At 75.8% G+C, this 13,357-nt stretch carries 12 protein-coding genes; 11 read left to right on the forward strand and 1 reads right to left on the reverse strand.

Translation table 11 applies throughout. The features are described from left to right. Positions 1-145 precede the first annotated feature (145 nt). The 11 genes from ACI8AP_RS19655 (at position 146) to ACI8AP_RS19705 (ending at position 11,578) form a co-directional block, all read left to right on the forward strand. Positions 146-598 carry a tripartite tricarboxylate transporter TctB family protein gene (locus ACI8AP_RS19655; RefSeq protein ID WP_456591057.1) on the forward strand — a complete coding sequence of 151 codons (453 nt, stop codon included), beginning with the start codon at positions 146-148 and terminating at the stop codon, positions 596-598. Positions 599-601: 3 nt separating this feature from the next. Continuing rightward, the gene (locus ACI8AP_RS19660; RefSeq protein WP_456591058.1) at positions 602-2,296 is read left to right on the forward strand and encodes a tripartite tricarboxylate transporter permease; all 1,695 of its coding nucleotides are present in this window, start codon (positions 602-604) and stop codon (positions 2,294-2,296) included. A gap of 66 nt (positions 2,297-2,362) precedes the next feature. Beyond that, the gene (locus ACI8AP_RS19665; protein ID WP_456591059.1) at positions 2,363-3,028 is read left to right on the forward strand and encodes a 3-oxoacid CoA-transferase subunit A; all 666 of its coding nucleotides are present in this window, start codon (positions 2,363-2,365) and stop codon (positions 3,026-3,028) included. Then, positions 3,025-3,696 (forward strand): 3-oxoacid CoA-transferase subunit B, encoded by a 672-nt coding sequence (locus ACI8AP_RS19670; protein WP_456591060.1) that lies wholly within the window; start codon positions 3,025-3,027, stop codon positions 3,694-3,696. Before ACI8AP_RS19665 ends, ACI8AP_RS19670 begins: the two co-directional genes overlap by 4 nt. 86 nt (positions 3,697-3,782) lie before the next feature. Then, positions 3,783-5,273 carry an HAD-IIIA family hydrolase gene (locus tag ACI8AP_RS19675; protein WP_456591061.1) on the forward strand — a complete coding sequence of 497 codons (1,491 nt, stop codon included), beginning with the start codon at positions 3,783-3,785 and terminating at the stop codon, positions 5,271-5,273. Then, positions 5,270-6,277 carry a glycosyltransferase family 9 protein gene (locus ACI8AP_RS19680; RefSeq protein ID WP_456591062.1) on the forward strand — a complete coding sequence of 336 codons (1,008 nt, stop codon included), beginning with the start codon at positions 5,270-5,272 and terminating at the stop codon, positions 6,275-6,277. The genes ACI8AP_RS19675 and ACI8AP_RS19680 overlap by 4 nt, the downstream gene beginning before the upstream one ends. Then, complete coding sequence (locus ACI8AP_RS19685) at positions 6,274-7,254, forward strand: glycosyltransferase (RefSeq protein ID WP_456591063.1); 981 nt, start codon at positions 6,274-6,276, stop codon at positions 7,252-7,254. Before ACI8AP_RS19680 ends, ACI8AP_RS19685 begins: the two co-directional genes overlap by 4 nt. After that, positions 7,251-8,465 (forward strand): glycosyltransferase, encoded by a 1,215-nt coding sequence (locus ACI8AP_RS19690; RefSeq protein ID WP_456591064.1) that lies wholly within the window; start codon positions 7,251-7,253, stop codon positions 8,463-8,465. The genes ACI8AP_RS19685 and ACI8AP_RS19690 overlap by 4 nt, the downstream gene beginning before the upstream one ends. Next, positions 8,462-9,157 carry a D-sedoheptulose-7-phosphate isomerase gene (locus ACI8AP_RS19695; protein ID WP_456591065.1) on the forward strand — a complete coding sequence of 232 codons (696 nt, stop codon included), beginning with the start codon at positions 8,462-8,464 and terminating at the stop codon, positions 9,155-9,157. Before ACI8AP_RS19690 ends, ACI8AP_RS19695 begins: the two co-directional genes overlap by 4 nt. Beyond that, complete coding sequence (gene rfaE2 / locus ACI8AP_RS19700; RefSeq protein ID WP_456591066.1) at positions 9,154-10,524, forward strand: D-glycero-beta-D-manno-heptose 1-phosphate adenylyltransferase; 1,371 nt, start codon at positions 9,154-9,156, stop codon at positions 10,522-10,524. Before ACI8AP_RS19695 ends, rfaE2 begins: the two co-directional genes overlap by 4 nt. 85 nt (positions 10,525-10,609) lie before the next feature. Then, entirely contained in the window at positions 10,610-11,578 is a 969-nt protein-coding gene (locus ACI8AP_RS19705; RefSeq protein ID WP_456591067.1) for a glycosyltransferase family 9 protein, read from the forward strand. A 64-nt stretch (positions 11,579-11,642) separates the two neighbouring features. Here the strand turns inward: ACI8AP_RS19705 and ACI8AP_RS19710 are convergent, their stop codons facing one another. Then, positions 11,643-13,274, reverse strand: coding sequence for a substrate-binding domain-containing protein (locus tag ACI8AP_RS19710; RefSeq protein ID WP_456591068.1), 1,632 nt, complete (start codon positions 13,272-13,274; stop codon positions 11,643-11,645). Positions 13,275-13,357 lie beyond the last annotated feature (83 nt).

Consider the following 13,357-nt stretch of genomic DNA (forward strand, 5'->3'; position numbering starts at 1 on the left):
CGGAGCGCGGGGGGGGGCGCGCGCGGGGCGGCGCCGCGCCGCCCCCCCCCCCCCCCCCCCCCCCCCCCCCCCCCCCCCCCCCCCCCCCCCCCCCCCCCCCCCCCCGCACGCCCCGGCCCCGCCCGTGCCTTCCCCGGAGACCTGGATGTCCAAGCAGTTGCACCGGATCGCCCCCTTGATCCTGGTGCTCCTCGGTGTGGCCGCGATGCTGGGCGCCCGCAACCTGGGGCTCGGCGAGATGAGTGCGCCCGGCCCCGGCCTCTGGCCGTTCATCGTCGCGCTCCTGCTCACCCTCACCGGCGTGGTGCTGCTCTTCATCGACGACCCCGAGGACTACGAGCCGTGGACCGGGGGCACGCTCAAGATCGTCCTCGGGCTGGCCGGCCTCGCTGTGTTCGTCGTGCTGTTCCAGACCATCGGGTTCTTCGTCTCGGCCGTGCTCATGCTGCTCTTCTGGCTGCGGGTGTTCGCCCGGGAGCCGTGGCGCTGGGCCGTCCCCCTCGCGGTGATCGGAGCGCTGGTGTTCCACCTGCTGTTCGTCGAGGCGCTCGCCGTGCCGTTCCCCGACGGCATCGTCTTCGCACCGGTCGGGAGCTGAGCGATGGACGTCCTCGACGGCATCGGCCAGGGCTTCTCCGTCGCCCTGGACCCGGTGAACCTGCTCTACGTCTTTCTCGGCGTGCTGATCGGCACGGTCATCGGCGTGCTGCCGGGCCTCGGCCCGACGGCGACGATCGCGCTGCTGCTGCCGATCACCTACGAGATCGAGCCGGTCACCGCGGTCATCCTGCTGGCGGGCATCTACTACGGGTCGATGTACGGCGGCACGATCACCTCGGTGCTCCTGCAGCTGCCCGGTGAGGCCGCCTCGGTCGTCACGACCTTCGACGGCTACCAGATGGCGAAGCAGGGCAGGGCCGGGCCGGCCCTGGGCATCGCCGCGATCGGCTCGTGGATCGGTGGCACCGTCTCCGTCATCGGGCTGGTCCTGCTCGCGCCGCCGCTGGCCCAGCTCGCCGTCTCCTTCGGCTCGCAGGAGTATGTGGCGCTCACCGCGCTCGGCATCCTGCTGGTCACCTACCTGGGCACGCGACACCCGGTGAAGAGTTTGTCCATGGCCGCGCTCGGCCTGCTCCTGGCCACGATCGGCCAGGACCTCGTAACCGGGACCACCCGCTTCACCTTCGGCGAGATCTCGCTCTTCGACGGGCTGGACTTCGTCGCGGTCGCGATGGGGCTCTTCGGCGTCGGCGAGATCCTCTACAACGTCGAGAAGACGGAGAAGGCCCAGTCCGTCATCGGCAAGGTCAAGAACATCTGGCCCAGCCGCAAGGACTTCCGCGACTCCTCCGGCGCGATCGCCCGCGGCTCGGTGCTGGGCTTCTTCATCGGGGTGCTGCCCGGCGGTGGCGGCGTCATCTCCTCGCTGGCCTCCTACGCGATGGAGAAGCGGCGGGCCAAGGACCCGACCCGGTTCGGCAAGGGCGCCATCGAGGGTGTCGCCGGCCCGGAGACGGCGAACAACGCCTCCTCCACCTCGGCGTTCATCCCGCTGCTCACCCTCGGCATCCCGCCCAACGTGGTGCTTGCGCTGATCTTCGGCGCGCTGCTCGTCCAGGGCATCACGCCGGGATCGCAGCTCATCACGAACAACCCCGACATCTTCTGGGGCGTCATCGCCTCGATGGCGATCGGCAACCTGATGCTGCTGATCCTCAACCTGCCGCTCGTCGGCTTCTTCGTGCAGCTGCTGCGGGTGCGCGCCGGCATCCTCGCCGCCTTCGCTCTCATGGTCACGATGGCCGGCGTCTTCTCGGTCAACAACGACCCCTTCGACATGTGGGTCGTGCTGGTCTTCGGCGTCATCGGCTGGCTGATGAAGAAGACCGGGTTCGAGCCGGGCCCGCTGGTGCTGGCGTTCGTCCTCGGGTCGATCCTCGAGACGAACTTCCGCCGGTCCATGCTGCTCTCCGGCGGCGAGTGGTCGACCTTCTTCACCCGGCCGATGTCGGGCACCCTCTTCGCCCTGATGGCCCTGCTGATCATCTTCAGCACCGTCGCCGGCATCCGGCGCCGTCGGCGCAGCCGCCCGGCCACGCCGGGGGAGGAGGACCTCGCGGCGACCGGGACCACCGCCGAGACCGAGGGCAGCCCGGGCGCGGAGACCACCGACGACGCGGAGGGCGCCACGACGGGGGCGCCGCGGGACGGTGCCGGGGGCGCGGGCTCCACCGGGGCGACCGGCTCGACCGGGTCGACGGCGCAGGGCAGGGGGCCGGGGCCCGATCGTTCCTGACCGATCGCGGCGGGTACCGCCGTCAGCACCCGGTCGCCCAGCGCCGGCACCACCCCTGGGGGGACAGTGATCGACAAGAGGGTCGGCTCGCTCGCGGCCGCCGTCGAGGGCATCGCCGACGGCGCGACCGTCCTCGTCGGCGGCTTCGGTGCCGCCGGTGTGCCGGTGGAGCTGGTGCACGCGCTCCTCGAACAGGGCGCGCGTGACCTGACCATCGTCACCAACAACGCAGGCAGCGGGGAGACCGACGTCGCCGCGCTCATCCGGGAACGCCGGGTGCGCAAGATCATCTGCTCGTACCCGCGGTCGGCCGGTTCGATCTGGTTCGAGGAGTTCTACCGGGCCGGCGACATCGAGCTGGAGCTCGTCCCACAGGGCACGCTCAGCGAGCGGATGCGCGCGGCGGGCGCGGGGCTGGGCGGCTTCTTCACCCCCGCCGGCGCGGACTCGCTGCTGGCCCGCGGCAAGGAGGTGCGGATGATCGCCGGACGGCGGCAGGTCTTCGAGGAGCCGTTGCGGGGCGACGTCGCGCTGGTCAAGGCGCTGCGCGCCGACCGCTGGGGCAACCTCGTCTACAACAAGGCGGCCCGGAACTTCGGCCCGACGATGGCCACCGCGGCCGAGCTCACCGTCGTGCAGGTGCGGGAGTTCGTCGAGCTGGGGGAGCTGGACCCCGAGGCCGTCGTGACCCCGGGCATCTTCGTCGACCGGGTCGTGGAGGTGGGGGTGTGAGCATCTCCCCGCTGTCGCAGACCGAGATGGCCGCCCGGGTGGCCCGCGACATCCCCGACGGCTCCTACGTGAACCTGGGGATCGGCATGCCCACGCTCGTCGGCGACGTCGTCTCCGCCGGCAAGGAGATCGTCTTCCACAGCGAGAACGGCATCCTCGGCATGGGCCCCGCGCCGGCGCCCGGCGAGGAGGACTGGGAGCTGATCAACGCCGGCAAGGCGCCGGTCACGCTCGTCCCCGGCGGCTCCTACTTCCACCACACCGACTCGTTCATGATGATGCGCGGCGGCCACATCGACGTCACCGTGCTGGGCGCCTTCCAGGTCTCCGCGCGGGGCGACCTCGCCAACTGGGCCACCGACGACGCGCACCTCCCGCCCGCGGTCGGCGGGGCCATGGACCTCGCCGTCGGCGCCAAGCGGGTGCTCGTGCTGATGATGCACACCACGCCCGACGGCCGGCCCAAGCTACTGCCGGAGTGCACGTACCCGCTGACCGCCGCGCGCGTCGTGCACCGGATCTACACCGAGCTCGCGGTCATCGACGTGGGGCCGGCCGGCCTCGTGGTGCGCGAGATGGTCGCCGGGCTCTCCCGCGAGGAGCTGCAGCGGCGCACCGCCGCCCCGCTGCACTTCGCCGAGGAGGTCGGGGAACTGCGGGTCTCCTGAGCCCGGGCGGCCCCTGATCGGCTGACGCGGGTAGACACTTCAAGCCCGTAGTGTTTCGCCCGTACGAGAACGGGCAGGACGCGATCATGCTCGCGCAGTGCACCGTCGTCGTGCCGACGATCGGGCGACCCTCGCTCGACGTCCTGCTCGACGCGCTGGCCGCCGCCCCCGGCCCGCGCCCGGCCGAGCTGGTCGTCGTCGACGACCGCCCCACCGGGGAGCCGCTGCACCCCGACCGCCCCGGCCTGCCGCCGGTCCGGGTCGTCCGCACCGGCGGCGGAGGCCCGGCCCGGGCCCGCAACCTCGGCTGGCGCACCGCCCGCACCGAGTGGATCGCCTTCCTCGACGACGACGTCGTGCCCGACCCCGACTGGTACCAGCGGCTCGAGGCCGATCTCGCCGACCTGCCGGCCGACGTCGCGGGCAGCCAGGGCCGGGTGCGGGTGCCCCTGCCGGAGCACCGGCGGCCCACCGACTGGGAGCGCGGCACCGCGGGGCTCGCCACCGCCAGCTGGATCACCGCCGACCTCGCCTACCGCCGCAGCGCCCTGGCCGCGGTGGGGGGCTTCGACGAGCGCTTCCCCCGTGCCTTCCGCGAGGACTCCGACCTCGCACTGCGGGTCATGGACACCGGTGCCCGGCTCGTCCGCGGGCAGCGCTGGATCACCCACCCGGTCCGGCCCACCGACCGCTGGGTCAGCGTGCGCGTGCAGGCCGGGAACGCCGACGACGTCCTCATGCGGCGCCTGCACGGACCCGGCTGGCGGGAGCGGGCCGACGCCGCGCTCGGTCGCCGGCCGCAGCACACGGCCGTCACCGCGGCGGCGCTGGCCGCGCTCGGCCTGGCCGCCGCCCGCCGGCCCCGGGCCGCCCTCGCCGCGGCCGCCGCCTGGGCGGCGGGCACCGCCGAGTTCGCCTGGCGGCGCATCGCCCCCGGCCCGCGGGACCGCGCCGAGGTCACCACCATGCTCGCCACCAGCGCGCTCATCCCGCCGCTGGCCACCTGGCACTGGATGCGCGGCGTCGTGCAGCACGTGGGTGTGCCGGCGTGGCGCGGGCTGCCCGACCTGGTGCTCTTCGACCGCGACGGCACCCTGGTGCACGACTTCCCCTACAACGGCGACCCGGAGTGGGTGCGGCCGGTGGACGGCGCGGCGGAGGCCCTCGACCGGTTGCGCGCCCGCGGCGTGCGGGTCGGCGTCGTGAGCAACCAGTCCGGCGTGGCCCGCGGGCTGATCACGCCCGACCAGGTGGACGCCTGCATGAAGCGGCTCGACGAGCTGCTCGGCCCCTTCGAGACGGTGCAGGTCTGCCCGCACGGGCCGGACGACGGCTGCGGCTGCCGGAAGCCGGCACCCGGCATGGTGCAGGCCGCCTGCGCCGAGCTGGGTGTGGAGCCGGCCCGGTGCGTGGTCATCGGCGACATCGGCGCCGACGTCGAGGCGGCGGCCGCGGCGGGCGCCCGCGGCATCCTGGTGCCGACCCCGGTCACCCGCGCCGAGGAGGTGGCGGCGGCGCGGCAGCGGGCGGCGACCCTGCCCGAGGCGGTCGACGACGTCCTGGCCGGGCGCTGGTGAGCACCCCCCGCACCGTCCTGGTCGCCCGGCTCGACAACGCCGGTGACGTGCTCCTGCAGGGTCCGCTCGTCCGCGCCGTCGCGCACGGTGCCGACCGCGTCGTCTTCCTCGCCGGCCCGGCCGGTGCGGCAGCGGCGGAGCTGCTCCCGGGCGTCGACGAGGTGTGGACCTGGGCCTGCCCGTGGATCCTCGGTGATCCCCCACCGGTCGACGCCGACGACCTCGCCCGGCTCACCGACCGCGTCCGGGCGCTCGCCCCGGACGAGGCGGTGATCTCCACGTCGTTCCACCAGTCGCCGCTGCCGCTGGCGCTGGTGCTCCGCGCGGCCGGCGTCCCCCGCATCTCGGCGATCAGCGTGGACTACCCCGGCACGCTGCTCGACGTCCGCCACCGGGTCGACGACGACCTCCCCGAGCCCGAGCGGGCGCTGTCCCTCGCCCAGGCCGCGGGCTTCGAGCTGCCGGCCGGCGACGACGGCCGGCTCTCCGTGCGCCGGCCCCTGCCCCCGGTCGCGCACGCCCCCGGCTATGTCGTGCTCCACCCCGGGGCCTCGGTGCCGGCCCGCGCCTGGCCCGCGCCGCGCTGCGCCGAGGCGGTCGAGGCGCTCGCCGACGCCGGCCACCGGGTGCTGGTCACCGGCGGGCCGGGGGAGCGGGGGCTCACCGCATCCGTCGCCGGCACCCGCGGGGTCGACCTGGGCGGGGAGACCTCCCTGGCCGAGATGGCGGCGCTGCTCGACGGCGCCGCGGCGGTCGTCGTCGGCAACACCGGGCCGGCGCACCTCGCTGCCGCCGTCGGCACCCCGGTGGTCTCGCTGTTCGCCCCGGTCGTGCCCGCCGTCCGCTGGGCGCCCTACGGCGTGCCCAGCGTGCTGCTGGGCGACCAGGCGGCGCCCTGCCGCGACACCCGGGCCCGGGAGTGCCCGGTGCCCGGCCACCCCTGTCTGACCTCCGTGACCGCGTCCGACGTGGTCGCTGCCGTGGAGAAGCTGGTGAGTGCATGAAGGTCCTGGTCTGGCACGTGCACGGCTCGTGGACGACCGCGTTCGTCCAGGGCCGGCACGAGTACCTGATCCCGGTGACCCCGGGCCGCGACGGCGACGGCCTGGGCCGCGCCCGCACGTGGGACTGGCCGGCGGCGGCGCGGGAGGTCACCCCGGCGCAGCTGCGGGAGGAGCAGCCCGACGTCGTCGTGCTGCAGCGCAGGCGGGACCTCGAGCTGGTGCGCGAGTGGCTGGGGCGCGAGCCCGGCCGCGACCTGCCCGCGGTGTTCCTCGAGCACAACGCGCCCGGGCTGGAGCCCGGTGACGGACCGGTTCCGCACACCCGGCACCCGATGGCCGACCGGGACGACATCCCGATCGCCCACGTCACCTTCTTCAACGAGCTCTTCTACGACAACGGCCGGGCGCCGACGACGGTGATCGAGCACGGCATCGTCGATCCGGGGGAGCGCTGGACCGGCGAGCTGGCCCGCGCCGCCGTCGTCACCAACGAGCCGGTGCGCCGCGGCCGCACCGTCGGCGCCGACCTGCTCCCCGGCCTCGCCGCGGTGGCGCCGGTCGACGTCTTCGGCATGGGCCTGGCCGGCCTGCACGAGACGTACGGCCTGGCCCCCGAGCGGGTGGCGCTGTTCGACGACCCGCCGCAGGCGGCGATGCACGCGGAGCTGGTCCGCCGCCGGGTGTACGTGCACCCGGTGCGCTGGACATCGCTCGGGCTCTCCCTGCTGGAGGCGATGCACCTGGGCATGCCGGTGGTCGCGCTGGCCACCACCGAGGTGGTCGAGGCCGTGCCCGCCGCGGCCGGGGTCATCTCCACCCGCCCCGAGCGGCTGTGGGCCGCCGTCCGGGAGTTCCTGCACGACGAGGACGCCGCCCGGCTGGCCGGCAAGGCCGCTCGCGCGGCGGCGCTCGAGCGCTACGGACTGGACCGCTTCCTGCGTGACTGGGACGCGCTCCTGGAGGAGGTGACCCGATGAGGATCGACCTGGTCAGCGAGCACGCCAGCCCGCTCGCCGCGATCGGCGGTGTCGACGCCGGCGGGCAGAACGTGCACGTCGCGGCGCTCGCCGCCGGGCTCGCGCAGCGCGGGCACGAGGTCACGGTGCACACCCGCCGCGACGACCCGGCCCTGCCCGAGCGGGTGACGACGGCGGACGGGTACGACGTCGTCCACGTCACCGCCGGCCCGGCCGAGGCGCTGCCCAAGGACGAGCTGCTCCCGCACATGCCGGCCTTCGCCCGGGTGCTGCGGCACGGCTGGGCGGCGCAGGCCCCCGACGTCGTGCACGCGCACTTCTGGATGAGCGGCCTGGCGTCGGTCGAGGCGTCGGCCAGCCTGCTCGCCCCGGTCCCGGTGCTGCAGACCTTCCACGCGCTCGGCTCGGTCAAGCGCCGTCACCAGGGCGACGCCGACACCTCCCCGGCCGAGCGGATCGATCTCGAGCGCGGGCTGTGTCGCGACGTCGCCCACGTGGTGGCCACCTGCTCCGACGAGGTGTTCGAGCTGCGGCGGCTCGGGCTGCCCAGCGACCGGGTCTCGATCGTGCCGTGCGGGGTGGACACCTCGGTGTTCACCCCCCGCGGCCCGGTGGCCCCGAAGGGCGAGCGGAAGCGGCTGCTGGTCCTCGGCCGGCTCGTCGAGCGCAAGGGCCAGGACGACGCCGTCCGGGCGCTGCGCGCGGTGCCCGACGCGGAGCTGGTCGTGGTCGGGGGCCCCGCGCCCGACGCCGTCGACGCCGATCCGGAGGTGCGCCGGCTGCGCGGCATCGCCGCCGAGGTGGGGGTGGCCGACCGGCTGGTCTTCGCCGGATCCGTGGCCCGCGCCGACGTCCCCGCCTGGGTGCGCTCGGCCGACGTCGTGCTCGCCGTCCCCTGGTACGAACCCTTCGGCATCACCCCGCTGGAGGCCATGGCCTGCGGGCGGCCCGTCGTCGCCACCGCCGTCGGCGGGCTGCAGGACACCGTCGCCGACGGCGTCACCGGCGACCTCGTGCCCCCGCGCGACCCCGAGCGGCTCGGCGAGGTGCTCGCCGCGCTGCTCGCCGACGACGACCGCCGCGCCGCCTACGGGGCCGCCGGGGTGAAGCGGGCCCGCGCCCGCTACCGCTGGGCCCGCGTCGTCGCCGACACCGAAACCGTCTACCGCCAGGTCCTCGCCCGGCGCCGTCCCGTGGAGGTCGCCCGATGAGCGCCAGCCCGCACTCGTTCCTCGAGAACGTCCTGGCGCAGGACTCGGCGCAAGTCCCGGCGCCGGACTCCTGCACCCACCTCACCGGCGCCGACCACGTCGCCTCGCTGCGGGAGGCGCTCCGCTCGCTGGACGCGCAGCTGCCGGTCCTCGACCGCTGGGGCCGGCTGCTCGCCGACGTGCTGTGCGGGGAGTCCCGCGGCCGGCTGCTCGCCGCGGGCAACGGCGGGAGCGCCGCGCAGGCCCAGCACCTCACCGCGGAGCTGGTGGGCCGCTACCGCGCCGACCGCCCGCCGTTCTCGGCGATCTGCCTCACCGCGGAGACGTCGTCGCTGACCGCCATCGCCAACGACTACCCGGCCGACGAGCTGTTCGCCCGCCAGGTGGAGGCCCACGGCCGCGCGGGCGACGTGCTGGTCCTGCTGTCGACGTCGGGCCGCTCGCCCAACGCGGTGGCCGCCGCACGCCGGGCCCGCGCGTGCGGCATCACCACGCTGGCGATCACCGGCCCGGCGCCCAACCCGCTGGCCGCGGCCGCCGACGAGGCGGTCTGCATCGACTCCCCGTGGACCGCCACCGTCCAGGAGTGCCACCTGGTCGCCCTGCACCTGGTCTGCGCGGCCTTCGACGCCGCCGTGCTCGCCGAGGCGCCGCGGGTTCCCGACGGGCCCTCGTTCGAGGCGGCGAAGTGAGCGCCCGGCCGCTGGTCGTCGTCGGGGACGCGCTGCTCGACGTCGACCTGGTCGGCACCGCGTCGCGGCTGACCCCCGATGCCCCCGTGCCGGTGGTGGAGGAGATCGAGCGGCACGAGCGCCCCGGTGGCGCCGCGCTGGCGGCGGTCATCGCCGCGGCGTCGGGTGGGCGCGAGGTGGTGCTCGTGGCGCCGATGGACGCCGACGAGGACGCCGACCGGCTGCGCGCCCTGCTCGCCGGCCGGGTGCGCCTGATCGAGATCCCGGCCACCGGCGGCACCGCCGTCAAGCAGCGGGTGCGGGTGGGTGGCCACTCCGTCGCCCGGCTGGACAGCGGCGCGCCGGTCGCGGTGCTCGGCGAGCTGCCGGCCGCGGCCGCCGCGGTGATCCGCGACGCCGCCGCCGTCCTCGTCGCCGACTACGGCCGGGGGACGACGGCCGACCCCGCCGTGCGCGCCGCGCTCGCCGAGGCCCGCGGCCCGGTGGTCTGGGACCCGCATCCCCGCGGCGCGGACCCGGTGCCCAACGCCCGGCTGGTCACGCCGAACGGCGCGGAGGCGGCCCGCGTCGCCGCCGACGCCGCCACCGGGACCGGGCTGGCCGCCGTGGGGGCCCGGGCCGAGGCGCTCATCCGGCAGTGGGGGGTCGGCGCGGTCGCCGTCACCCTGGGCGCCCGCGGCGCGCTGCTCTCCTACGGCTCCGGCGCCCCCATGGTGGTGCCCGCGGTCGCGGTCACCGGCGGGGACCCGTGCGGCGCCGGCGACTCCTTCGCCGCAGCGGCGGCGCTGGCCCTCGCCGACGGCGCCGTCACCGGCGAGGCCGTGGCCGCCGCGGTCGCCTTCGCCTCGGCGTTCGTCGCCCGCGGCGGGGCGACCGCCTGGGACGCCGACGAGCGGGTCGAGGCCGAGGTGGCCGCCGAGCCCGGCGCCGAGGCCGTCATCGCCCGGGTGCGGGCGGCCGGCGGCACCGTCGTCGCGACCGGCGGCTGCTTCGACCTGCTGCACCCCGGGCACGTCGCCACGCTGCGCGCCGCCCGCGGGCTGGGCGACTGCCTGGTGGTGTGCATCAACTCCGACGACTCGGTCCGCCGGCTCAAGGGGCCCACGCGGCCCCTGGTCACCGCCGCCGACCGCGCCCGCGTGCTCGAGGCGCTCGAGTTCGTCGACGCGGTGGTCGTCTTCGACGAGGACACCCCCACCCAGGTGCTCGACCGGTTGCGCCCCGACGTGTGGGCCAAGGGCGGCGACTACGCCGGTGCGGACCTGCCCGAGGCCGAGGTGCTGCGCACCTGGGGCGGCCAGGCCGTCGTCCTGCCCTACCTCGACGGCCACTCGACCACGGCTCTGGTCGAGCGCTCCCGCGTGTGAGGCCCGCCGTGCTGACAGGCATAGGAAGCTTTACCTGTGGATCCGCCCCCGATTCCGCAGGCATGGCTTCCTATGCCCGGGTCTGGTGAGCGCCGCGCCGCCGGTCGCGGTCGTCCTGCGGCCGCTGGGGCTCGGTGACCTGCTGACCGGGGTGCCGGCGATCCGGGCGGTGCGGGCGGCCGTACCCGGGCACCGGCTGGTGCTCGCGACGACGTCGGCGCTGCGACCGCTGGCCGAGCTGATCGACGCCGTCGACGAGGTGCTGCCGGCGCGCGAGCTCGAACCGCTGGACTGGAGCGGGCCGCCGCCGGAGCTCGCCGTCGACCTGCACGGCAAGGGCCCGGCGTCGCACGTGGTCGTCGCCGACCTGCAGCCCCGGCGACTGCTCACCTTCGACAGCCCCGGTTACCCCGGGCCCACCTGGTACCCCGACGAGCACGAGGTCCGGCGCTGGTGCCGGCTGGTCGCCGAGGGGTTGGGCGTCGACGCCGACCCGGACGCGCTGGACATCGCGGTGCCCGCCGTGCCCCCGCCGGTCCGCGGCGCCGCGGTCGTGCACCCGGGGGCGGCGTTCCCGGGCCGGCGCTGGCCGCCCGAGCGCTTCGCCGCCGTCGCCCGCCACCTCGCCGACGCCGGCCACGACGTGCGGATCACCGGCGGCCCGGCGGAGGTCGAGCTCGCCCGGTCGGTGGCCGCGGCGGCGGGGCTGCCGGACGCCGCGGTGCTGGCCGGCCGGACCACGTCGCTGGAGCTGGCCGCCGTGGTGGCGGCGGCCGACCTGGTCGTGTGCGGCGACACCGGCGTCGCGCACCTGGCCACCGCCTACCGGCGGCCGTCGGTGGTGCTCTTCGGCCCCGTCTCCCCGGCGCTGTGGGGACCGCCGCCGCGGCCGCAGCACGTCGTGCTCTGGCACGGCGACGGCACCGGCGACCCCTGGGGCACCGACCTCGACCCCGCGCTGGCGACGATCACCGTGGAGGAAGTGGTCGATGCGCTGGACCGGTTGATGCACGGTCAGGCCGAGTGGGCCCCGGAGGGGTCCGCGCAGGCCTGACGCAGCGGCTCAGCGTGCCGGGGGACGGCACGTGGTTGGCGGTGTCGTCCGGAGGACGACGATGTCACGAGCGCTGGCGGAGGGCGTCGAAGAGCACGGTCTGCAGGTCGTTCTCGTCGACCGCGGAGTACGCCGCGCCCCCCGTGGCCTCGGCGATCCGCTCGAGGGAGCTCAGGTCGGCGTCCGGCCCCAGGGCCACACCGATGACCTTGATCGGCCGCTGCGGATCCGCCTCGGCTTCGAGCGTGCTGAGCAGGTCCTCCAGGCTGATGCCCTCGGCGTCGTCCTCGTTCGTGCCGTCGGTGACCATGAGCACGCTGTTCACCGCGGTGGGGTCGTAGTTCTCCCGCGCCGACCGCACCGCCGCCAGGGTGGTGTCGTACAGCCCCGTCCCGCCCGGCGTGAGCCGCTCGGGGATGGTGTCCAGCTGCTCGTCGAGCACCTCGCGCTGGGTCCGGCCGTCGACGACGTCGTCCAGCTCGCGGGTGGGGACGAGCTCCGTCCAGTCCTGGTCGCCCTGCATCTCGTAGGCGAAGGCCCACAGCCCGAGGGCGTAGTCGTCGGGCACCAGGGAGAGCGTGCTCTTAGCGGCGTCGCGGGCGAGGGTCGCGCGGGTGCCGTCGCCGACCGGCGCCCGCATCGACGTCGACACGTCGAAGACCGTCAGCACCCGCGACGGGGCCGCGAGGCTGGACAGCCGGGTGAGCAGCGCCTGCACCTGCTGGGGGTCCAGCGGCAGCACCGGCGGGCTCGCCTCGGCGATGCCGCTGTCGGGACCGGCCCCGGGAGGCGCCGCGCCCTCGGGGCCGCGGAAGCCGGCGTCCCGGACGGTGGCCTGCGCGTCCTCGGACAGCAGCCGGTCGACCACGACGTCGACGGCCTGCTGCTCGGGCCCCGTCGGGGAGCCCACCCGGAGCACCGGGTAGTCGAGGACCGGCGAGCCCTCGGCGGGGTAGACGGCGGCCAGGGCGGAGTCCTCGGCTTCCTGGTGGTCGGCGTACACGACCTGCTCGCTCACCGGGACCAGCGGCGCGTCGGCGCCGCCCTCGCTCCCGGCGGTCAGCGCCTCGGCGGGGGAGAGGGCGGTGCTGCGCGCGGAGGCGAGCACCGCCTGCACCACGGCGTTGTCGGCGTCCGCGTCCGCGCCCAGGGCGGTGCGCACCGCGGCCAGCGCGGCCAGCCCCTCGGCGCTCGCGGCGAGGTCGGGCACGGCCAGCGGCCGGCCGGTGCCCAGGGCCTCGGCCCAGCCCGGGCCCGAGTCGGCCCAGCCGAGCTCGTCGACGACCGCCTCGCTGGTGGCCAGGACGACCGGGGAGACCGCCATGGAGCCGGCCGGGTCGAGGTCGCGGGAGGAGACCCGCGCCGCCCACAGCGACGAATCGGGCACCCACACCTCCGGCAGCGCCTCCTCGTCGAGGACGCTCAGGTCACCGGCGGTCTGCAGCGGTTCCCGGGCCGTCACCTCGGCGGTGATGCAGAGGGAGCCATCGGGGGACTCCACCTCGCCGAGCAGGTCCCCGGCCACCTCGGACAGCTCCGGGGCCACGGTCACGCCCACGGTCACCTGCTCGTCGCAGCCGCGGCCCACGAGCCACCACACGAGTCCACCGGCGACCAGCACGAGTGCGACGCCGGCGGCGACGAGGACGGGAAGTAACGGACGGCGCGTGGCTGCGGGATCTGCGTGGCGGCCCATGCTCGCTCTCTGAGGTCGACTCGAGGTGGATGCGGCTCCACCTGAGCTCGCCTCTCCAGATTAGATGTGTCCCACGTCGCTCT

Source organism: Blastococcus sp. SYSU DS1021, from assembly GCF_054050995.1.